At 59.5% G+C, this 21,420-nt stretch carries 24 protein-coding genes; 18 read left to right on the forward strand and 6 right to left on the reverse strand.

The window, feature by feature from the left end; genetic code table 11:
- A partial coding sequence (locus JWS10_RS17880) for a class I tRNA ligase family protein (protein ID WP_299509160.1) occupies positions 1-2,132 on the forward strand: 2,132 nt, incomplete at its 5' end.
- Positions 2,133-2,289: 157 nt separating this feature from the next.
- Here the strand turns inward: JWS10_RS17880 and JWS10_RS17885 are convergent.
- Positions 2,290-2,481, reverse strand: a complete 192-nt coding sequence (locus JWS10_RS17885) for a DUF1127 domain-containing protein (protein WP_299509161.1) — start codon at positions 2,479-2,481, stop codon at positions 2,290-2,292.
- A 132-nt stretch (positions 2,482-2,613) separates the two neighbouring features.
- Between JWS10_RS17885 and JWS10_RS17890 the strand changes: the two genes are divergently transcribed.
- The 3 genes from JWS10_RS17890 (at position 2,614) to JWS10_RS17900 (ending at position 4,877) form a co-directional block, all read left to right on the forward strand.
- Entirely contained in the window at positions 2,614-3,480 is an 867-nt protein-coding gene (locus JWS10_RS17890) for a LysR substrate-binding domain-containing protein (RefSeq protein ID WP_299509162.1), read from the forward strand.
- Positions 3,480-3,926, forward strand: a complete 447-nt coding sequence (locus JWS10_RS17895) for a methylated-DNA--[protein]-cysteine S-methyltransferase (RefSeq protein WP_299509207.1) — start codon at positions 3,480-3,482, stop codon at positions 3,924-3,926. Before JWS10_RS17890 ends, JWS10_RS17895 begins: the two co-directional genes overlap by 1 nt.
- Positions 3,927-4,016: 90 nt before the next feature.
- Positions 4,017-4,877, forward strand: a complete 861-nt coding sequence (locus tag JWS10_RS17900; protein ID WP_299509163.1) for an EamA family transporter — start codon at positions 4,017-4,019, stop codon at positions 4,875-4,877.
- A 96-nt stretch (positions 4,878-4,973) separates the two neighbouring features.
- Here the strand turns inward: JWS10_RS17900 and JWS10_RS17905 are convergent, their stop codons facing one another.
- The 4 genes from JWS10_RS17905 to fsa form a co-directional block, all read right to left on the reverse strand.
- Entirely contained in the window at positions 4,974-5,672 is a 699-nt protein-coding gene (locus tag JWS10_RS17905) for a CDP-alcohol phosphatidyltransferase family protein (protein ID WP_299509164.1), read from the reverse strand.
- Between the two features lie 50 nt (positions 5,673-5,722).
- A complete protein-coding gene (locus tag JWS10_RS17910; protein ID WP_299509165.1) occupies positions 5,723-6,646 on the reverse strand; it encodes a tyrosine recombinase XerC in 924 nt (307 codons plus the stop codon).
- A complete protein-coding gene (locus JWS10_RS17915; protein ID WP_299509166.1) occupies positions 6,643-7,335 on the reverse strand; it encodes a DUF484 family protein in 693 nt (230 codons plus the stop codon). Before JWS10_RS17915 ends, JWS10_RS17910 begins: the two co-directional genes overlap by 4 nt.
- Before the next feature lie 114 nt (positions 7,336-7,449).
- On the reverse strand, positions 7,450-8,103 hold the full coding sequence (gene fsa / locus JWS10_RS17920; protein WP_299509167.1) for a fructose-6-phosphate aldolase: 654 nt from the start codon (positions 8,101-8,103) through the stop codon (positions 7,450-7,452).
- A gap of 90 nt (positions 8,104-8,193) precedes the next feature.
- On the opposite strand from fsa, the gene JWS10_RS17925 reads away from it, so the two are divergent.
- The 3 genes from JWS10_RS17925 (at position 8,194) to JWS10_RS17935 (ending at position 11,756) form a co-directional block, all read left to right on the forward strand.
- On the forward strand, positions 8,194-10,386 hold the full coding sequence (locus JWS10_RS17925; RefSeq protein WP_299509168.1) for a primosomal protein N': 2,193 nt from the start codon (positions 8,194-8,196) through the stop codon (positions 10,384-10,386).
- Positions 10,387-10,413: 27 nt separating this feature from the next.
- Positions 10,414-11,286 carry a 50S ribosomal protein L11 methyltransferase gene (locus JWS10_RS17930; RefSeq protein ID WP_299509169.1) on the forward strand — a complete coding sequence of 291 codons (873 nt, stop codon included), beginning with the start codon at positions 10,414-10,416 and terminating at the stop codon, positions 11,284-11,286.
- 119 nt (positions 11,287-11,405) lie between these two features.
- A complete protein-coding gene (locus tag JWS10_RS17935; RefSeq protein WP_299509170.1) occupies positions 11,406-11,756 on the forward strand; it encodes a hypothetical protein in 351 nt (116 codons plus the stop codon).
- A 206-nt stretch (positions 11,757-11,962) separates the two neighbouring features.
- Here JWS10_RS17935 and JWS10_RS17940 read toward each other — a convergent pair whose 3' ends face one another.
- A complete protein-coding gene (locus tag JWS10_RS17940) occupies positions 11,963-12,166 on the reverse strand; it encodes a DUF1127 domain-containing protein (RefSeq protein WP_299509171.1) in 204 nt (67 codons plus the stop codon).
- 340 nt (positions 12,167-12,506) lie between these two features.
- Here JWS10_RS17940 and ruvC point away from each other — a divergent pair, with 340 nt between their 5' ends.
- The 11 genes from ruvC to pal all read left to right on the forward strand — a co-directional run bounded on the left by ruvC (position 12,507) and on the right by pal (position 21,370).
- Positions 12,507-13,025 carry a crossover junction endodeoxyribonuclease RuvC gene (ruvC, locus tag JWS10_RS17945; protein WP_299509172.1) on the forward strand — a complete coding sequence of 173 codons (519 nt, stop codon included), beginning with the start codon at positions 12,507-12,509 and terminating at the stop codon, positions 13,023-13,025.
- Complete coding sequence (gene ruvA / locus JWS10_RS17950; protein WP_299509173.1) at positions 13,022-13,702, forward strand: Holliday junction branch migration protein RuvA; 681 nt, start codon at positions 13,022-13,024, stop codon at positions 13,700-13,702. Before ruvC ends, ruvA begins: the two co-directional genes overlap by 4 nt.
- Entirely contained in the window at positions 13,699-14,727 is a 1,029-nt protein-coding gene (ruvB, locus tag JWS10_RS17955) for a Holliday junction branch migration DNA helicase RuvB (protein ID WP_299509208.1), read from the forward strand. The genes ruvA and ruvB overlap by 4 nt, the downstream gene beginning before the upstream one ends.
- Positions 14,728-15,004: 277 nt before the next feature.
- Complete coding sequence (locus JWS10_RS17960; protein WP_299509174.1) at positions 15,005-15,616, forward strand: hypothetical protein; 612 nt, start codon at positions 15,005-15,007, stop codon at positions 15,614-15,616.
- Positions 15,613-16,293 carry a DUF2161 family putative PD-(D/E)XK-type phosphodiesterase gene (locus JWS10_RS17965; RefSeq protein WP_299509175.1) on the forward strand — a complete coding sequence of 227 codons (681 nt, stop codon included), beginning with the start codon at positions 15,613-15,615 and terminating at the stop codon, positions 16,291-16,293. Before JWS10_RS17960 ends, JWS10_RS17965 begins: the two co-directional genes overlap by 4 nt.
- Positions 16,277-16,708, forward strand: coding sequence for a tol-pal system-associated acyl-CoA thioesterase (ybgC, locus tag JWS10_RS17970; protein WP_299509209.1), 432 nt, complete (start codon positions 16,277-16,279; stop codon positions 16,706-16,708). Before JWS10_RS17965 ends, ybgC begins: the two co-directional genes overlap by 17 nt.
- Before the next feature lie 154 nt (positions 16,709-16,862).
- A complete protein-coding gene (gene tolQ, locus JWS10_RS17975; RefSeq protein ID WP_299481225.1) occupies positions 16,863-17,558 on the forward strand; it encodes a protein TolQ in 696 nt (231 codons plus the stop codon).
- Between the two features lies 1 nt (position 17,559).
- Positions 17,560-18,027 carry a protein TolR gene (gene tolR / locus JWS10_RS17980; RefSeq protein WP_299481228.1) on the forward strand — a complete coding sequence of 156 codons (468 nt, stop codon included), beginning with the start codon at positions 17,560-17,562 and terminating at the stop codon, positions 18,025-18,027.
- Positions 18,028-18,078: 51 nt separating this feature from the next.
- On the forward strand, positions 18,079-19,272 hold the full coding sequence (locus JWS10_RS17985; protein WP_299509176.1) for a cell envelope biogenesis protein TolA: 1,194 nt from the start codon (positions 18,079-18,081) through the stop codon (positions 19,270-19,272).
- A 95-nt stretch (positions 19,273-19,367) separates the two neighbouring features.
- Positions 19,368-20,690: a Tol-Pal system beta propeller repeat protein TolB gene (tolB, locus tag JWS10_RS17990; protein ID WP_299481234.1), complete on the forward strand. Its 1,323-nt coding sequence runs from the start codon at positions 19,368-19,370 to the stop codon at positions 20,688-20,690.
- Between the two features lie 152 nt (positions 20,691-20,842).
- The gene (gene pal / locus JWS10_RS17995) at positions 20,843-21,370 is read left to right on the forward strand and encodes a peptidoglycan-associated lipoprotein Pal (RefSeq protein ID WP_299509177.1); all 528 of its coding nucleotides are present in this window, start codon (positions 20,843-20,845) and stop codon (positions 21,368-21,370) included.
- Positions 21,371-21,420: the final 50 nt, after the last annotated feature.

The following is a 21,420-nucleotide window of genomic DNA, read 5'->3' on the forward strand; positions in this document are numbered from 1 at the left end:
ACGAAGGTATCTCATATCAGCTTGTGCGAATCGAAGATGTTGGAGAAGGCAGTCAAGCTAAGGTTGGCGAACTTTTAATCGTTGCTGCCAAGTTGGCTGACGATGTGATGAAAGCTGCCAAGGTCGAGCAATTCTCTCGTATCGCATACGTTCGACCAGAAGCCATTGAGATTCTTGCCCACCCCTATCGCGGCATCGAAGGTGGTGCTGGCGAGTGGGACTATGATGTCCCCCTTCTTCCCGGCGATCATGTCACCGATGACGCAGGCACGGGCTTTGTCCATACTGCCCCCAGCCACGGCGATGACGACTATCAGATGGGCCTGAAATTCGGCCTGCCGATGACCTACAATGTCGAGGCGGATGGCTCTTATCGCGCCGATCTCCCGCTGTTTGGTGGGCAGTTCATCATCAATGCCGAGGGCAAAGAGGGCGCGGCGAACGTCAGCAATATCAAGGCTCTGCACGCGGCTGGCGCTTTGTTTGCCAAAGGTAAGGTCAAGCATTCCTACCCGCATTCGTGGCGCTCGAAGGCTCCGGTGATTTATCGCAACACGCCGCAGTGGTTTGTCGCAATCGACAAGCCGCTCGACGATGGCATGTCGACCTATGGCGACACCATCCGTACACGGGCGCTGAACTCGATCAACCAGTTGGTGACGTGGACGCCGATTGCGGGGCGCAACCGGCTGCATTCGATGATTGAGGCGCGCCCCGATTGGGTGCTGTCGCGCCAACGCGCTTGGGGTGTGCCGCTGACTTGCTTTACGAAAGTCGGCGCGAAGCCGACCGACGCGGACTTCCTGTTGCGCAACCATGATGTGAACGCGCGGATCAAGGAGGCGTTCGAGGCTGAAGGCGCGGATGTTTGGTATGTGCAAGGATTCAAGGAAAAGGTGCTGCATGGCATCGTTGATCCGTCGCATTATAACCAAGTGTTCGACGTGCTGGACGTGTGGTTTGATAGCGGCTCGACCCATGCTTTCGTGCTGCGCGACCGTGAGGATGGCAGCAGCGACGGCATTGCGGACCTTTACTTGGAAGGCACCGACCAGCATCGCGGCTGGTTCCATAGCTCGATGCTGCAAGCTTGTGGCACCAAGGGCCGCGCGCCTTACCGGGGCGTGCTAACGCATGGTTTCACGCTGGACGAGAAGGGCATGAAAATGTCCAAATCGGTCGGCAATACCGTCGCCCCGCAAGCGGTGATCGACGAGTATGGCGCGGATATTCTGCGGCTTTGGGTGGCGCAGTCGGATTACACCGTCGATCTGCGCATCGGTAAGGAAATCCTGAAAGGCGTCGCCGACAGCTACCGCCGCCTGCGCAATACTATGCGGTTTTTGCTGGGGAATTTGGCGGGGTTCAATGAGGCCGAGAAGGTCGCCTATGCCGACATGCCCGAGTTGGAGCAGTGGGTTTTGCACCGCTTGGCGGAGTTGGATGCCGAAGTGCGCAGCGGCTATGCGCGCTATGACTTCCAAGGCGTGTTCCAAAAGCTGTTCACCTTTGCCACCACCGATCTGTCGGCGATCTACTTCGATATCCGCAAGGATTGCTTGTATTGCGACCCGGTGGACAGCCAACGCCGCCGCGCCGCGCGCACGGTTTTGGACATCGTGTTCCACCGTTTGACGACTTGGCTGGCTCCGGTGCTCGTGTTCACGATGGAGGAAGTTTGGCTGTGCCGCTTCCCCGGCGAGGACAGCTCGGTACATCTGGTTGATATGCCGGAAACGCCTGCGGAATGGTTGAACGTTGAGTTGGCGGCGAAGTGGGAGGGCATCCGCACGGTGCGTCGTGTGGTGACGGGGGCTTTGGAAGTGCAGCGCACGGCGAAGGTGATTGGGGCGAGTCTTGAGGCTGCGCCTGTTGTGCATGTGGCCGATACCGCGATCTTGGCTGCGCTGAAATCGCTGGATTTTGCAGAGATCTGCATCACCTCCGATCTGCAACTGACTGCCGATCCTGAACCGGCTGAGGCGTTCCGTTTGCCTGATACGCCGGGCATCGGCGTGGTGTTTGAACGTGCAGAGGGGGAGAAATGTCAGCGTTGCTGGCGGATTTTGCCGGATGTGGGCAGCCACAAGCATCCGGGGACGTGTCAGCGGTGTAACGAGGCTTTGGGCTAAGCATGCCATCGTCGTCCCGGACTTATCCGGGGCCTCCGGGCTGACCATGAGGCCCCGGATCAAGTCCGGGGCGGCTTGGGTTTTGGGCATAGCTTGGGAATAAAGGCAAAAAAAACGGGCAGAGGGTGTGCCTCTGCCCCCGCAAATCAGGGAAATCTTAGGCGTAGAACGGCGCAAAATTGCCAGCTTTTGGCAGTGCGGCGGCGCTGCCTGCGATCAGAGCCCGCACTTCGCAGCGGGTCAGCCCAATATCCTCAAGCAGATGATCATCGGCGCGGCGCAAAAGGCTGGCGATGGACTGACGCAAAGCGTGGCGCTGGCGCAGGGTGGCGAGGATATTACGGATCATGGCGGACTCCTTCAAAGGCGGATCGGGCAAAAGTGCGGATCGTTTCGGATAGCCTGTTTTGCTCGAATCCTTGACATAAGACAAACGAATAGAAATTATGCCTGCCATCGGTTTCATAGATGGCAGCACGTGATGATCCCTCTCGACAGCGACTTGATGCGTGCGTTTTTGGCGGTGACGGATACCGGTTCGGTGACGGCTGCCGCGGATCGGGTGGGGCGGACGCAATCGGCGGTGTCGATGCAAATTCGCAAGCTGGAGGAAAGTCTTGGCCAGCCTTTGTTCATACGGCTACCGCGCGGTGTGGCGCTGACGCCACGGGGCTTGCAACTGCTGCCGTATGCGCGGCGCGTCACGAGTTTGCTAGAGGAGGCGGCGACGGCTTTGCGGGAAAAGCCGTTGGCGGGGCCGGTGCGGATTGGCATTCCGGATGAATACGCCGAGACAATTTTACCGCGCGCCTTGGCTGCGTTTTCTGAACGCCATCCTGGAGTGGAAGTGACGGTGCGTTGCGATTTCACCGCACCGCAGCAAGCGGCTTTGGACGATGATCAGATTGATCTAGCGGTGATTTATGACAGTAGCCACACTTCTGGGGATGAGGTTTTGTGTGTTGATCCGACGGTGTGGGTGACGTCAATTGCCCACGCGCAGCACTTGCAGCAGCCGGTGCCGGTGGGGGTTTATTTCCGCTCGGATTGGTGCCGCGATTTCGCTTTGCGCAGTCTGGATCAGCAAAGCATCACGTGGCGGACGGCGTTTGAATGTGACACTTCGGCCAGCCTACGGGTGGCGGCGCGCACGGGGCTTGCGATCTCACCTCTGTCGCGAAGCACGATACCACCGGGGTGCCGCGAGTTGACTGGTGCCGATGGGTTCTCCATTGTTGACCGTGCCCGCGTTGTGCTGAAGCGCAATCCGCGCGGCGGTTCGGCGGCGATTGAGGGGCTGGCTGAGATGCTGCGCGAGGCGTTTCGTCCGCTAGCGGTGGCGGCATGATGCAAGCGGGGATGCACAGCCCGCTGGGGCCGATCAGCGTCACGGAGGTCGATGGGGTGATCACGGCGCTGCATTGGCACGAGGGGCCAGAGGCGGACTCGCCGCTGCTGGTTGAGGCTATCCGCCAACTGACGGCGTATTTTGAACGCCGGTTGACGCGGTTTGATCTGCCGTTGGAGTATGGCAGCGGTTTTGCCGAGCAGGTGCGGCGAGCAATGGCGGCTATTTCTTATGGCGAGACACGGGCTTATGGCGATCTGGCTAGGGAGATCGGAGCGCCTGCGCAGGCGATTGGGCAGGCTTGCGGGGCTAATCCGATTCCGGTGTTGATCCCGTGTCATCGCATTTTGGCGGCCAAGGGTTTGGGCGGGTTTTCGGCCAAAGGTGGCGTGGAGAGTAAAGTCTTTCTGTTGAAGCTGGAGGGAGCTGCCAGTTTGTTGATATGATCTGGCCTTATCGGCAAGGCAACGCCGGATATTGCCGCCGCCGCAAAGGCTCTGTAACAGTTCTGTAAAATTATTCAGGGCGGGCTGATTTTGAGTTTAGCTATTCTGCTGGCCGTCTTAGGTTCAGCCTTCCTGCACGCCCTCTGGAATGCTCTGATCAAAACCGGCACCTCGCGGATGGGGGCGATGATTATCCTGTCGATTGGTGAGGTGCCGATCGGTCTGGCGGTCGCCGCATTCTGCCCATTGCCTGCGCCAGAGGTGTGGAAATGGGTGCTGATGGCGGGTTGCGCGCATTTCTTTTACAAGTCGTTTCTGACCTACGCCTATGAGCATGGCGACCTGAGCCGGGTCTATCCGATTGCGCGCGGCTCTGCGCCGTTGATCGTGGCGCTGTTGGGGCCGGTGCTGGCGATGCTTTGGCCGACGGCGATGCCAGCCGATGCGCTCACCCTGCACGAATATGCCGGGATCTTTGTGCTCGGCTGCGGGATTTTGCTGATGGCGCAGGGAATTTTCTCTAACGGGGAAAGTCGCAAGATGCTGCCGTTTGCGCTGGGGTCGGCTTGTGCTACGGCGAGCTATACCTTGCTCGATGGTCACGGCGCGCGGGTGGCTGGCGATGCGATTGCCTATGTGGCGTGGGTCTTTTTGGCGGATGGTTTGCTGTTTGCGACCGGAATGCTGGCCTACCGGGGGCTTGATGTGTTGCCGCGTGATCGCAAAGCGTGGGGCGTTGGAATGATCGCGGCGGCGGCGTCTTACGGGGCATATGGCGTGTCGGTTTGGGCGATGACAAAGGCTCCGATCGCAGTGGTGGCGGCGGTGCGCGAAACCTCGATCCTGTTCGCGGTGCTGATAGGGTGGCTGGCGTTTGGCGAGAAAATGACCAAGGGCAAGGCGATAGCCTCAGCGGTGATCGTGGCGGGGGTGATCCTGACGCGGCTTTGAACCCTCCCAGCTGGAAAAGACTTGTGCTGGGGCGGACTTTTAGGGCGTTCTCTACCACATGTTGTGGTTAATCTTTGTTAGGCCACGTAAGGCAGATTAACGCGTCGTCCGATCCGGCACGATCTGTTGCGCGATCCCGGCGAGGCAGAGATAAAGCGACGTGATCACCAGCCCCCAATGCGCCAGTGAGCCTTCGGCGAAGTTCATCCAAGCAGCCCAACCTGCGAAGATCACCCAAGCGAGCGACATCGGCAGCGTTATCCAGCGCCAACGCGCCGTTCTGGTGGGGTGGACGAATTTCAGGTTGAGAAACATCGCCACGGTCAGCAAGATCACTGCGATCAAGATCACCCACTGCGAGGGGGCCACGGCAAACAGAACCAGCACCACCATGTTCCAGCAGGCAGGAAAGCCCGAGAAGGATTTGTCTTTGGTTTTCATGCGGGTATCGGAGAAATAGATCACCGAGCCGTAGCAGATAGCGATGATCGCGAACCAGCCGGTCCAACCATCCAACATGCCGGACTTGAACAAAGCATAAGCGGGGATGAAGACGTAGGTCAGGTAATCAACGATCAGATCCATCAACACGCCGTCATAAATTGGAAAGTTTTTCGGCGTATCGAAGCGCCGCGCTAGCGGGCCGTCAATGCCGTCGACGATGAGCGCAAACACCAGCCAGAGGAACATCGTGCGCCAATTGCCCTCAACCGCTGCGAGCATGGCAAACATTGAGAGCACCGCGCCGGTGGCGGTTAGCAAGTGAACGGAAAGAGCTTTAAGTCGAATATCCATGGTCTTGTGATCGCTCAAATAGGGATTCGGGGCAAGGGTTGCGGCGCAGATCAGGCGCGGGGATGCGCTTTTTCGTAAACTTCCATCAAGCGAGCGGCATCGACAGCGGTATAAGCCTGCGTGGTGGAAAGCGAGGCGTGGCCCAAAAGTTCCTGGATGGAGCGCAGATCACCACCCGCCGACAGAAGGTGCGTGGCAAAGCTGTGCCGCATCGCGTGGGGGGTCGCGGTGGCGGGCAGGCCAAGCTGCTTCCGGGCCTTTTCCATCACCAAAGCGATCAGCCGCGGGTTTAACGGGCCACCGCGCACGCCGCGAAACAACGGCTCGGTGCGGGTCAGATCATAGGGGCAAAGCCGCGCGTATTCGGCAACCGCCGCCCGAATGACGGGCAGCGTCGGCACGATGCGCTCTTTGCCGCCTTTGCCGATAATCCGCAAAGTTTCAGGCATTGGATGGGCGGCCCCGGTCAGACCCAAAGCCTCGGATATCCGTAGGCCGCTGCCATAAAGCAGCGTCACCACGGCGATATCGCGGGCAGCAACCCAATCTTCACGAGCCTGTTCGCCGACCTGAGAAATCATATCGCGCGCGCCTTCCACCGACAGCGGACGCGGCAGTTTGCGGCGGAATTTTGGACCGCGCTGCGACAGCACGGTAGTGGCATCGACGCCCTCGCGGTCAGCAACCCAAGCAACGAAATTCTTCACGGCAGAGAGTTCACGCGCCAAACTGCGCGATGCAATGCCCCGCTCACGTTCATATGCCATCCAAGCCCGCAGGTCGGATTGATCGACCCTTGCCACAGCGCCCAAGCCTTCGCCGCCGCCATGGTGGCCTGCCATGAAGCTGAGAAACCCTGTCACATCATGGGCATAGGCGGTCAACGTATTCGTTGCCGCCGCATCCAGTGCCCGCAAATGATCCAGCCAACGCGTCAGCGCGTCACGCTGTGCGGGCGGGATCGTCAGGCTCATTGTAGCCAGCGGCGCATCGTCCGCTCAAACACGCCCGCGAAAAAGGCCAGCAAATCGGTGCCGTGGGTGGGCTTGAACTGATGCGGATCTTCCGCGCCGAGCACCAACATCCCCGGCAAACGTCCCTTGCCGAAATCGAGCTTCATCAGCGCCTCTGACCTGATCCAGCCCGAACGCTCACCATAAAGCGCGTCGGATTGCGGCAGCACTTGCCGCAGCACCACTGGCCGCAGCGGCACATTGCGCCCGCCGGAGATATATTCGCCGACGAAGCCCGGAGCCGCGACATAGAGAACATCGCCCAGTTTGCGCAAAGCGGGGTCTTCGGCGTCTTGCACCGATTCCAGCACCAAGCGCACGCAATCGACGCGCAACGTGCCCGCCACATCGGAAGCGAGGGTTTTGAGGAATTCTTCGAAACTGAGCGGGTCCATCATCTGCAAAATCGCGCGATGCACCTGATTGGTGCCTGCCAGATTTTCATAAGCCGCAGCGATAACTGTGCGATGGGTGTCTTCTAGGCGATCAAGCCGCCCCTCCAGCCGCTCCATCGCGATGCCGCGCAGATCGACGATATTGCTGCCCATCAACCGCTCATTCGCGCCGATCAGCGCGTTCATCACATCGCGGTCTTCCAGCAGAACCTCGGGTTCCGCGAGAATTTTGTCGCGCAGCTCTTGGTCGATCATGCTTGGCCTATCCCGGTTTTTCACCAATACGAACAGATATCGTTCACTATATTGAATCAGAATTCGCCCGATTGCGTGAGCAAATTCTGATTAAGCGCTTAAAAACCGTGAGCCTTACAGTATCTTCTGACCGGTTTTCGCCCAGTCTTTCATAAACTGCGCGATGCCGCTGTCGGTCAGCGGGTGGCTGGCGAGTTGTTTGATCACCGAAGGCGGTGCGGTGATCACGTCGGCACCGATCAGTGCGCATTGGGTGATGTGGTTCACCGTGCGGATAGAGGCGGCGAGGATTTGGGTGTCAAAGCCGAAGTTGTCGTAAACTTGGCGAATGTCAGAGATCAGCTCCATCCCGGCCATGTTGATGTCGTCTAGCCGACCGACGAAAGGTGAGATGAAGGTAGCACCAGCTTTGGCGGCGATCAGGGCTTGGTTGACGCTGAAACACAAGGTGACGTTGACCATTTTACCTTCGCCCGACAGCACCTTACAGGCTTTCAAACCGTCCCAGGTCAGCGGCACTTTCACCGTGATGTTCGGTGCAATCTCGGCGAGTTTGCGGCCTTCAGAGATCATGGTTTCGGCATCGAGTGCCACCACTTCGGCGGAAACCGGGCCGGAAACGATGGCGCAAATCTCTTTGGTGACTTCCAGAATATCGCGGCCCGATTTCAGGATCAGCGACGGGTTGGTGGTGACGCCGTCTACCATGCCAAGATCGTTCAGCTCGGCAATAGCGGCGACATCGGCGGTATCTACGAAGAATTTCATCGGCGTATCCTCAGGATGGGTTGCGACTGGTTGGGTCGGGGTTTACCTCAAACCAGCGCACAAAGGCCAGCGCACAAAGGAAAAGAGTGGATGGCGGTTGAGCGGGTCTATCAGGCGGGGGATTTGGTTGGCGTGCTGACCACCGAGCCTTTGGGCCGTAGCTTGGATTATAAGGCACCCGAGGGTGGATGCGGCGACGGCGATTTCGTCGAAGTGCCGCTGGGGCCGCGCCGGGTGATCGGTGTGGTGTGGGGGCCGGGCGACGGTAAGTTTGACCCCGCGCGCGTGCGTTCGGTTTATCGCGTGCTCGATGCAGCGCCGATGCGGGCAGAATTGCGGACGTTTCTGACGCGTGCGGCTGAATATACGCTGACGCCAATGGCCGCGATGCTGCGGTTGGCGACACGAGCGCCGGGGTTGGGCGATCCGCCGTCGATGAAGAAAACCTACGTTTTGGGTTCGGTGATCCCGAACCAGATGACCGAAGCGCGGTTTCGCGTGGTGGAGGCTTTACGGCGGTTTGGCTCGGCTCCGGTGACGTTGGGCGAGTTGGCCGAGGAAGCTGGCTGTGGGCCTTCGGTGGTGAAGGGGCTGGTGAAGCTGGGCGTGGTGCTGGAGCAGGACGCGCCGCGCGATTTGCCGTATCCTCCGTTGAACCCGGTGACGAATACGCGGTTGGCGGGGGATCAGGTGGCGGCGGGGGATGCTCTGGTCGCTTTGGTCGCGCAGGGTGGGTATTCGGGGACGCTGCTGAAGGGCGTTACTGGCTCGGGGAAAACCGAGGTTTATCTGGAGGCGGTGGCGGAATGTCTGCGCAAGGGACGGCAGGCGTTGGTGCTGTTGCCCGAGATTTCGCTGACGGCCGATTTCCTGATGCGGGTGCAGGCGCGGTTTGGCGCGCGGCCTGCGGAGTGGCATTCTGGCGTGACGATGACCGAACGCCGTCGGCTGTGGCGGATGGTGGGGCAGGGCGAGGCTTCGTTTGTGGTCGGCGCGCGCTCGGCACTGTTCCTGCCGTTCCGCGATCTGGGGCTGATCGTGGTCGATGAGGAGCACGACACCTCGTATAAGCAAGAAGAAGGCGTGTTCTATAACGCCCGCGATATGGCGGTGCTGCGGGCGGCAATCGTCGGTGCGCCGATCGTTCTGGCGAGTGCGACGCCGTGCCTTGAGACTTGGGCGAATGTTGAGGCGGGCAAGTATGGCCGCTTGGATTTGGGCGCGCGGTTTGGTGCTGCGGAACTGCCAGATATGCAGGCGATTGATATGCGCAGCCAGAAGCTCGCCTCAAACGCATGGATTTCGCCGAAGCTCGCGGCAGAAATCAAGGTGCGGATTGAACGTAAAGAGCAATCGCTGCTGTTCCTGAACCGTCGTGGCTTTGCGCCGATTACCCTGTGCCGTGCCTGTGGGCATCAGGTTGGCTGTGAGGATTGCGATGCGCGGATGGTTGAGCATCGGTTTCTGAACCGTCTGCAATGCCACCAATGTGGCGCGACCAAGCCGATCCCAACCGAATGTCCGGCCTGTAAGGTGGAGGGCAAGATGGCTCCGGTTGGTCCGGGGGTGGAGCGGTTGGCCGAGGAAGTCACCGCTTTGTTCCCGGATGCGCGGGTGGCGGTGCTGTCTTCGGATCTGTTCGGCTCGGCGCGGGCGTTGAAAGAGCAGATCGTGGCGATTGCCGAAGGCGCTGCGGATATCATCATCGGCACGCAAATCGTCGCCAAGGGGCATAACTTTCCGCTGCTGACACTGGTGGGGGTGATTGACGCGGATTTGGGGCTGCAAGGGTCAGATTTACGCGCGGCTGAACGCACTTTCCAGCTGATGCGGCAGGTGGCAGGGCGAGCGGGGCGAGCGGATAAGCCGGGGACCGCGCTGTTGCAGACCTTTCAACCCGAGCATCCGGTAATCCGCGCGATTTTGGGCGGCGATGAAGAGGCGTTCTGGCGGGCCGAAGCCACCGAGCGGCGGATGGCGGGGGTGCCGCCTTATGGCCGGATGGCGGGGATCATTTTGTCGTCGCCCGATGTGGCGCAGGTGTTCGATTTCGGTGCGGAACTTGCCCGCCGTGATGGGCCTTTGCGCAAAATCGGCGCGCAGGTTTATGGGCCAGCGCCTGCTCCGGTTGCCCGCGTGCGGGGGCGGCATCGGGTGCGGCTGTTGATCAAGGCCGAGAAAACCGCGCCCCTGCAAGCCGCGATTGCCGAATGGGTGGGCCAGTTCAAACTGCCGAACAATCTGCGGCTTTCCATCGACATTGACCCGCAAAGCTTTTACTAGGTCCGCGACCCTAGATTGGACGCCAAAATGCCCACTTATACCGCTTTGACCACCCTGATGGGCGAAGACGCCGCCAATGCTTTGGCCGAGGCCATCGAGAAAATGGAGCCTGAACCCACGGGTGTGGGCGTGTTTGAGATCGAGGACGACTCGGGGCTGTGGGAGGTTGGCGCGTATTTCCTAGAGGCTCCGTCGGAGGCCGTGTTGGAACTGCTGGCGATGGCGTTCAACGCGAAGCCGTTCGCTTTGTCAGAACTGCCCGAGATTGACTGGGTGGCAAAAGTGCGCCGCGAGCTTTCCCCCGTCGTCGCTGGCCGGTTCTTTGTCTATGGCAGCCACGACGCTGATAAAGTGCCCGACGACAAGATCGCGCTCCAAATTGAAGCGACGGTGGCGTTTGGCACTGGCCATCACGGCACCACTCTGGGCTGCTTGCGGGCGTTTGATCGGCTGTATGGTGAGGGCTTCCGGCCATCAAAGGTCGCGGATATTGGCTGTGGCACCGCAGTTCTGGCGCTTGCCGCCGCTGCCGTGCTACCCGATGCGCTGATTATTGCATCGGATATTGACGAGGTCGCGGTGGCGGTGGCCGAAGCGAACGTCGCGATCAACAACATGCAGGGCCTGATTGAGACGATGGAGGCGGCGGGCTTCGCACATCCGCGTCTGGCCGAGGCAGCACCCTATGATCTTGTGTTCGCCAATATCCTGAAAGGCCCGCTGGTCGAACTCGCGCCCGATATGGCCAAACATCTGGCGCAAAACGGGCTTATTATTCTGTCAGGTTTGCTGGTGGTGCAGGCCGATTCGATCACGGCGGCTTATGTAGCCAACGGTTTCAGCCCGGAAGCCCGCGAGGATTTGGGCGAATGGTCGTGCTTGGTGATGCGCCGAAACTAAGACGGTTTGGCGCAGATTAGCGGCAAAATGACGGCAGCTTTTGCGATCTGCCCAAGTTTTGCCATAATCTGCAGCTAGCCTGAATGCAGGCGGGGGCCAGAGAATGTGGAGATATTCGGATGGCCGACCCGAATCTTGTAGATTTTTACAGCAATGTTGCGCGCTTTGAAAAGAAGCGTGCCCAGGGCTATGGCTTTGATGCAGCCGGAACGCTCGGGCGTTCGCATTTCAATCAAATACACCGCAAGCGCCGCTCGTATCTTATGCCGATTGCATTCATGCTGTGCGCAGGCTTCGGGCTGAAGGCAATGATTTACCACTCAGTTGGCGCAAAATCTTATGATCACCGGGTGCAGGCTTTGCAGGTTGGCGAAGGCTTTGACCGTCTCGGTGGATGGCTGATGCAGGCTGACCCGGTCACGGTGTTTGTGGCGGGCAAAATTAAAGCCGGTGTCGCGGCGTTTCAGTGAATTTGGCAAGTACGTCCGGCAATCAAATTTTGACAGAACGAAAAACGCAGGCGGGCCACGGCGGCCTTGCCTGCGTTTATTTTGTTTCGGTGCGAGCGCACAAACGCAAAGGGCCGATGCCTTGCGGCACCGACCCTTTTTTTCATCCGATCAGATCAGTCGGTCTCCGTATGAATTGATCTAAATTAAGATCAATGCAAAAGGAGTTAACGACCAATCAATTCCACATCACCACGGCACAGACCGATATCATCAAGTTCACGGTCAGTCAGTTTGCCCAGAGCGTGGCGCGTAATACGCGCATCGTTCCAAGCAGCGAAGCTGTTCACGAACGTCGAAACGAACTGAACAGAACGGAAAATCGAGATGGCGCCAAGTGGCGCCGCGCGGGACGACTCATAGGCGGCCATAGCGGTATTCCTTTTCAAAACTTTGTTTCCGGTCAGCACCTTGCTCCCGGTGACGCCTATCTATCTATGCTGCGAATGCGAAGCAATGGGGCCGCAAGCATGTCTGCATTGCGCCTATTGCATAGCCGGGCTCGCTTGATTTTGCGTTAATTAATAGGCGTTTTGAAAACGACGACCAAATCCGTCGCTTTTCGTATGCGTATAGTCGTTTTGCTGCGACTGCAAAGTGTTTTCTTCGCGGCGATGGGAAGCCGATTTGGCGCTTGGCGGATGTTCACTTTTCGTGCTAATTCTGACGAAAGCAGAAAAAATCTGCGAATACAGGAATAAAGGGGCGGGAATGCGGGTTTTGGGAATCGATCCCGGTTTGAGCAACCTTGGCTGGGGGGTGATTGATGTGGTGGGATCGAAGCTCAGCCATGTCGCCAACGGCATTTGCCATTCGGCCCCCGGCCAGGAAATTGGCGATCTGGCGCTGCGGCTGTTCTCGTTGCATAGCCAACTGACCGAAGTTTTGCGGCAATACCTGCCGGATGCTGCGGCGGTGGAGCATACCTTTGTCAACAAGGACGCAGTAGCGACGCTAAAGCTGGGCCAAGCGCGCGGCATTGCCCTGCTGGTGCCTGCGCAGTTTGGTTTGACGGTCGGCGAATATGCCCCGAATGCGGTGAAGAAGACGGTCGTCGGCGTGGGCCATGCCGATAAGGGGCAGGTTGACCATATGGTGCGGGTGCAGCTGCCCGGCATCAAGATTGCGGGGCCGGATGCGGCAGATGCGCTGGCGATCGCGATCTGCCACGCGCATCATCTGCAAAGCGCGGGTCGCTTGCAGGCGGCGATGAAAAGGGCGGTTGGATGATCGGTAAACTTTCGGGTCGGCTTGATTGGCGTGGGTCGGACCAAGTGCTGATCGACGTGCGCGGGGTTGGCTATATAGTGCATGTCAACGATCGCACCTTGGCCGCGATGCCTTCGGTGGGTGAGGCGGTGTCTTTATATACCGACCTGCTGGTGCGCGAGGATTTGCTGCAACTGTTCGGTTTTGCGACCCTGCTGGATAAGGAGTGGCACAAACTGCTGACCACGGTGCAGGGCGTTGGCGCGAAGGCTGCGATGGCGATCATGGGAACTTTGGGCGCTGATGGCGTGGCCCGCGCGCTGACTTTGGGCGATCAGCGGGCCATTCAGGCGGCTCCGGGGGTGGGGCCGAAACTGGCGCAGCGGATTATTCTGGAGTTGAAAGCCAAAGCGCCGAGCATCATGGCGATGGGGGCGAATTTGGCGGTCGCGGCTGAGGCGGACGATTCTGTGCTGGAACCGGTGACGCTGATGGCGCCGCGTAAAGTTGCAGTGCCTACGGTTGCGCAAAATCGCGCGGGTTTCTCGGCAGATGCATTGTCGGCGCTGGTCAACCTGGGCTACGCGCATGGCGAGGCGGCGCAGGCGATTTCGACCACCGTGCTGGATCAACCTGAGGCTGACACCGCGAGCCTGATCCGGGCGGCGTTGAAACTGCTGGCTCCGAAGGCGCGCTGATGAAATCTGAACCCGATCTGCGCCCCGAAGCTTTGCCGGAAGACCTCGACCGGGCTTTGCGCCCGCAGGTGTTGGAGGATTTCGTTGGCCAGCAAGAGGCCCGCGCCAATCTGCGGGTGTTTATTGAGAGCGCGAAAATTCGCGGCGAGTCGATGGATCACACGCTATTTCACGGGCCCCCCGGTCTGGGCAAAACCACGCTGGCGCAGATTATGGCGCGCGAGTTGGGGGTGGGGTTTCGGATGACATCTGGCCCGGTGCTGGCAAAACCGGGCGATCTGGCGGCGATCCTGACCAATCTGGAACCGCGTGATGTGCTGTTTATCGACGAGATTCACCGGCTTTCCCCGATTGTGGAAGAAGTGTTGTATCCGGCGATGGAGGATTTCGCGCTCGATCTGGTGATCGGAGAGGGGCCAGCGGCGCGCACGGTGCGGATTGATTTGCAGCCGTTCACGCTGGTGGGGGCTACGACTCGGCTGGGACTGCTGACGACGCCGCTGCGGGATCGGTTTGGGATTCCGATGCGGTTGCAGTTTTATACCGAAGATGAGCTGGATTTAATCGTGACGCGGGGGGCGCGATTGTTGGGCATTCCGTCTGACCCTGAAGGGACGCGAGAGATTGCGAAGCGGGCGCGGGGGACGCCTCGGATTGCGGGGCGGTTGCTCAGGCGGGTGGTGGATTTTGTGACGGTTGAGGGCGATGGGCGGCTGACGCGGGCGATTGCCGATCGGGCGCTTACGCGGTTGGGGGTGGATGAGATCGGCTTGGATGGCGCGGATCGGCGGTATCTGATGCTGCTCGCCGAACACTATGGGGGCGGGCCTGTCGGGGTGGAGACGATTGCGGCGGCGTTGTCGGAGGCTCGGGATGCGGTGGAGGAGGTGATCGAGCCTTATCTGCTCCAGCAGGGATTGTTGCAGCGGACGCCGCGCGGGCGGATGTTGGCGGCTCGGGCTTGGCGGCATTTGGGGCTGGATGCGCCCCGTCTGCCCGGGCAGTCTGATTTGTTCGAGGGCTAGTGTCCACGTGTGGCGCAGTTGTGGTTTATATGAAATCAATGCGTTAGACGGCGGTGATTCATGGATTGTTAAGGTTTGAGGTGTGGCGCTTGGGTATGCCTAAGAGCCTCCGGCGGGGATATTTGAGGCAATGCGAAATTGGTAGAAGTAGGCTCTTGGGTCATCCTCTCTGCTTGAATATCCCCGTCGGAGACGCAGCTTTCAGCCTGATCAGCCGTTCAGGATTGAGCACAAGCTGCAGCCGCGCTATCGGAGGGGCGTAAGATGGGAGGCCCGCATGACGCCGGAACAGGTTCAGACGTTTTTCACTCGGTCGGACGGCAGCTATCTGTTTGCGCGCTGGGGACGGCCGATTGTGCCGGTGGTTTTTGGCGTCGAAGATGCAACTTTGCGGGTGGTTAAAGGGGCGATTGAGGCGGTTGTGACCTTGGCCAATCACAAGATGGCGGAGCATGACCCGGAGCTTGGCGCGAACCTGATGGTTTTTTTCTTCCGTGATTGGGCAGAGTTACCGCAGGTTCCTAATCTTGAGCGGCTGGTGCCGGACCTTTTGCCGCTGTGCGAACGGCTCGAGAAGGCGTGCGCGAACCAGTATCGGTTTTTCCGGTTTGACCCCGATGGCGCGATAAGGGCGGCTTTTGTGTTTTTGCGGATGGACGCGCATCTTGAAGCGATTGCGGCCGAGGATTTGGCTTTGGCGCAGGCGGCGCAGGTGATTTTGCTGTGGTCAGACCGCGCGTTTGCCGAGGTCTCGCCGTTGGCTTTGATTGATGGGACGGTGATCTTGCGGCCTGATGTGGCGGGGCTGATCCGGGCGGGCTATGCGCGGCATATGCCGGTTGTGGCGCGCGATGCTTCTCACGCGTTTCGGCTCGCGGCGCGGCTGTGAAAGAGGCCGATCTTTACCCTGATCTGAAGGCTTATCTTGAGCGCCAAGGTTATGTGGTGAAGGCCGAAATCGGCGCGTGTGATATTCTGGCGCGGCGCGGAGACGAGCCTGCTGTCGTGGTGGAAATGAAGCTGTCGTTTAGCCTCGCTTTGGTGATGCAGGGTGTGGCGCGGCAGGCGTTGTTTGACGATGTGTATCTGGCGGTTCCGGTGACGGAAAAAGGCTGGAAGCTGCGTTATAAGGATATTGTGGCTTTGTGTCGGCGCTTGGGGCTGGGCTTGCTGGCCGTAAAACCGGGGCAGGTGGAGGCGCATTTGGACCCGGGGCCGTATTCTCCGCGCAAGAATACCCTGCGGGCGGGGCGGTTGCTGCGGGAGTTTGAGCGGCGGGTGGGCGATCCGAATTTGGGCGGCACCACCGGGATCAAGCGGGTGACGGCGTATCGGCAGGATGCTCTGCGGTGTTTGGCGGTGCTAGCGGGTGGCCCGATGAAAGCGTCTGAGGTGGCTAGGGCTGCGGGTGTTGGGCGGGCGGCCGCACTGATGCGGGCGGATCACTATGGCTGGTTTGAGCGGGTGGCGATTGGGATTTATGTTTTGACGCCGCAGGGTCGCGCGGCGATTGTGGCGGAAGCCGCCGAGATTTTACGGTTAGGGGGCGATCATGCACAGCTTTGATTTGCGGGTGTATTATGAGGATACCGACCTTGCTGGCATCGTCTATTACGCCAATTACCTGAAGTTCATCGAGCGCGGTCGCAGCGAATGGGTGCGCAGTCTGGGTGTCGATCAGACGCGGTTGAAAGCCGAGAAGGGATTGGTTTTTGCGGTGCGCCGGGTGGCGGCGGACTATCTGCGCCCGGCGCGGTTCGACGATGAGTTGCAAGTGGTGACGGAGTGTCTTGCCGTGACGGGCGCGCGGATTGAGTTGCGGCAGGAAGTTTTGCGCAGGTTAGATGAACTGGGGTCAGATCAGCTTGCGCAAGAGCGGCTATTCGTCGCTTTGGTTACACTTGTATGTCTAAGCGACACCGGGCTTGCATCGCGCATTCCACCGGAAATCCGCGCTAAGGTGTTGTCGGCGCGGGCTTAAATCCGCGCGTCAAATTTGGGCGATCGCTCACGCGTTACCGCTTTCGGGGCGGTTTGTTGCTTTGATCGCGCCATTGTGTTGGCAATCGGGTTCAATTCTTGTTAGAAATAGCGCAATAGGCGGCCAAAGAGCCCCGATAACAAGAGCAGGCGTAATGAACACTGAAGCCATCGGCGTGGCGCAAGAGATTGATTTCTCTGTCTTGGCGCTATTTATTCGTGCCACTTTCACGGTTAAACTCGTGATGATCCTGTTGATGGCAATGTCCTTCTGGTCATGGTCGATCATCGTGCAAAAACACATCTTGTTCCGCAAATCGCGCGGCGAGGCGACGGTGTTTGACCGGGAGTTCTGGTCAGGTGAGCCGCTGGACGGTTTGTTTGAGAAGATCGGTGGCGATCCGCAGGGGCCGTCAGAGAAGATTTTCGCATCCGGTATGTTGGAGTGGCGACGCTCGCATAGGCAGGATGGCGGTTTGATCGCGGGCGCGCAGGCGCGGATTGATCGGGCGATGGACGTGGCGATTGCGCGCGAGTCTGAGGCGTTGAACAAAGGGTTGTCGTTCTTGGCGACGGTTGGGGCGACTGCTCCGTTCATCGGTTTGTTCGGCACGGTTTACGGGATTATGCACTCGTTTACCCAGATTGCGGCGACGAAGAACACCGACCTTGCCACGGTGGCCCCCGGTATTGCCGAGGCTTTGATGGCGACAGGTATCGGTCTGATCGCGGCTATTCCAGCGGTTATTTTTTATAACAAACTCAATGCAGATAGTGAGCATATCATCAGCGGCTATGAAGCCTTTGCCGATGAGTTTGCCACCATTCTGTCGCGCCAGTTGGACGCCTGATATGGGCGCGGGGGTTGCAAAGAAATCCGGTGGCGGCGGGCGGCGGGGGCGTAGGCGTGGGACGTCGGCTGCGATGGCTGATATCAACATCACGCCTTTCGTGGACGTGATGCTGGTGCTGCTGATCATCTTCATGGTGACAGCGCCGATGCTGACGGTTGGGATTCCGCTCGAGTTGCCGAAGACGGCGGCGACAAGTTTGCCGACGGAACAAGAGGAGCCGTTGACGGTTTCCTTGACGGCGGAGGGTTTGGTGATGATCCAGACCTCGGAAGTGGCGGAGGCGGATTTGATCCCGAAGCTGAAGGCGATTGCGTCGCAGCGTGCCGATAACAAGATTTTCCTGCGGGCCGATGGGGCACTGCCTTACACCCGCGTGGCGGAGGTGATGGGGGCGCTGTCGGCGGGCGGGTTTAACAACATTGGTCTGGTTACCGATACCGGTGGGCCGAGCATGGACGGCAACTAGACGGCGATGGACAAGAGCCAGATCATATCCGGTATCGGCCATGCGATTGTGTTGACCTGGATTGTCCTCGGGGACTGGCTGTTTGCGGCGCGCGAACTGCCGCCGCCGGATGCGGTGACGGTGTCGATGGTGTCGGAGTCCGATTTGAAGGCGATGCAGGATGCGGCGGCGAAGACTGAGAAGCCGCCAGCGGATAAGCCCGAGGTGAAGCCTGCGGCGAAACCCCCGGAGCCGCAGGTTGAAGCGCCTGCGCCGGTAGAGCCTGAAGTGGCTGTGGCGGAACCTGCTCCGGTAGAACCTGCTCCGGTAGAAACTGCGGCACCTGTGCAGCCCTCACCAGATATTCCGGTCGCTGCTGATCCGCAGCCCATCGAAGCGCCGCCTGTGGTGGCACCGATTGCCGAGGAAGAACAGCCGGTGCCGGTGCCTGTGATTACCGTGAAGCCAAAGCCCCGGCCTGCGACGCGGATCACGGATACTCCGGTGGTGAGCCCAGAGAAAACTCCGGAAGTGGCGGATGTGGCGACGCCGGAAGTGACGGATGAGCCATCCGATCAGCCTGTGGTGGAGGAAGAAAAGCCCGCCGCAGCGCCGGAGGATAGTGCTACTGCAATCATTCCAGAGGCAGAGCCATCTGATCAGCCCGATCTCGCGCCAACCTCTAGCCGTCGTCCGCAAACCCGGCCGGATAAGCCGGCGGTGGAGACGCCTGTGGAAGACCCGCAAGTGGCGTTGGATGCGCAGGCTGAGAAGGATGCCAAGGCGGCTGAGGTGGCACAGGCGAAGGCCGATGCGAAGGCGGCTAAGGAAGCTAAGGCTGAGGCCGCTGCGCAAGAGGCGGCTGATCAAGCGGCGATTGACGCGGCTTTGGCGGATGCGGCGAGTGATGCTCCGGCGGAGGATGGCGGGCAGACCGATATTCCCGAAGGCCCACCAATGACGCGGGGCGAGATCGAAGGGCTGCACGTTGCGATCAACAAATGTTGGAACGTGGGTGCGCTTTCTACCGAAGCCCTAAACACCACAATCACGGTCCGCGCCGAGATGCGCGAAGATGGCACGCCGTCAAGTATCACAATGACGGGCTTTGAGGGCGGCTCGGAAGCTGCGGCGCAAAGTGCGTTTGCGGCGGCGAGATCGGCCGTTACCCGTTGCGCTAAAAAGTCCAAACTTGACCCGGCCAAATATGGCGAATGGAACGTGTTGAACATGACCTTTGATCCCAATGGGATGAGGATGAGATGAGTTTGAAATCTTTCCCCTGCGCGGGCCATTGTGATCCCTTAAAGTCGCAAGGCCAGAGCAGGCCATATAAGTCGCCCTTGAAAAACGAGGCCAAGATGACCCCAACCAAATTGCTGACCGCTGCCCTAATGTTCGGGCTGTCTGGCTTCATCGCCGCACCTGCCCAAGCCGAGCTGACGCTGCCACCGTTTACCGAGGGTGTGATTGAGCCGATGCCGTTTGCGGTGCCCGACTTCATTGACGAAGGTGGCGCGAATGGGCTGGCCGCTGATATCGCGCGGGTTGTTGCGGCGGATTTGGCCGGAACCGGTTTGTTCATTGAGACGCCGAAGGATGCCTATATCAGCCGCGTCACCTCGTTTGATGCGCCGATTTCATATCCTGATTGGCAGGCGATCAACACCCAAGCCCTGATCACCGGCGCTGTGCAAGCGGGCGGCGACCGGATTGTGGTGAAGTTCCGCCTGTTTGACGTGACCACAGGCCAGCCGCAAGGCGAGGGTCTTCAATTTGCGGGCACTCCGGGCAGCTGGCGGCGGATGGCGCATAAGGTGGCGGATGCGGTTTACTCCCGCATTACCGGCGAGGGGCCATATTTCGACAGCCGGGTGGTTTATGTCTCGGAAAGTGGTCCGAAGAACCAGCGCCAGAAGCGGCTTGGCGTGATGGATTATGACGGCGCGAATGTGAAATATCTGACCGACAGCAGCAGCATCGTGCTGGCGCCGCGGTTCTCGCCTTCCGGCGACCGTATCCTGTTCACCTCTTATGCCTCGGGTTTTCCGGCGATCTATTTGATGGACGTTGGCAGCTTGAAGACCCGCAACTTGGGTGAGGTTCCCGGCACGATGACGTTTGCGCCGCGCTTTAGCCCGGATGGCAATACCGTGGTATTTTCCTTAGAAAAAGGCGGCAACAGCGACATTTATTCGATGGATATCGGCTCGGGTTCAATGACGCAGTTGACCAATGCGCCGTCGATTGAAACCTCTCCCAGCTTTAGCCCGGATGGGTCGAAGATCGTGTTTGAGAGCGACCGTTCCGGCACCCAGCAGATTTACATGATGGGCGCAGGTGGCGGCGAGGGTGAGCGGATTTCCAACGGCAAGGGGCGTTATTCGACCCCGGTGTGGAGCCCGCGCGGCGATATGATCGCGTTTACCAAGCAAAACGAGGGCCGTTTCCATATCGGCGCGATGTTGACCGATGGCACCGAAGAACGCTTGTTGACGGCGTCGTTCCTCGATGAAGGCCCGACTTGGGCACCGAATGGCCGGGTGATCATGTTCACCCGTGAAGGCGCTGGCGCTGGCGGTCAGGCGGGGCTGATGTCGGTCGATGTGTCTGGGCGTAACCTGAAAACCATCCCGACCGATGGGCCGGCATCAGACCCGTCATGGTCACCGATGCTGCCGTGAATTAGAGCGTCGCGGTGGGTTTCAAAGTTTGCACGTCTTAGCGTGCTGGTTTGAAACTTTGCGCGTCTACGCGCGCGGGGCAGATTCCCATCGCGACGCAAAGCTGATATAACGGGCCAAATTCGAGCCCATAAGAAAAGGATTGCCCGCAAATGACCCTGCTTCCGAAAGCCCTATTGATCGTTGCCGCGCTAGGTTTGGCCGCCTGTAACAACCCCGACCGCTATAAAAACGGCAATGCTGCCAACGGCGCCAACACTGGTGTCGGCACGGCCATAGACACCAACGGTCTTGGTGATCCAAGCAATCCGCGCTCGATTGCGTATTTCAATCAGTCGGTTGGCGACCGGGTGTTGTTCCCGGTGGATCAATCGACGTTGACGGCGGAAGCGCGTGGCGTGTTGGCGGGGCAGGCGTCTTGGCTTGCGACCAACGGCGATTACGCCATCATTATCGAGGGCCATGCCGATGAGCAGGGCACCCGCGAATATAACCTTGCACTCGGCGCGCGTCGTGCGGCCTCGGTGCAGGATTATCTGATCAGCCAAGGCGTGTCGGCAGGCCGGATGCGGACGATTTCTTATGGTAAAGAGCGTCCGATTGAAGTGTGCTCGGACGAGGCGTGCTATTCGAAGAACCGCCGCGCTGTGACGGTGTTGTCGATGGGCACCGGCGCTTAATCTGCGAGGTTTGATGTGAAACGAAGCTTGAGTTGCAGCGGGAGCCCGAT

Source organism: Cypionkella sp., assembly GCF_028290025.1.
Taxonomy (GTDB): Bacteria; Pseudomonadota; Alphaproteobacteria; order Rhodobacterales; family Rhodobacteraceae; genus Cypionkella.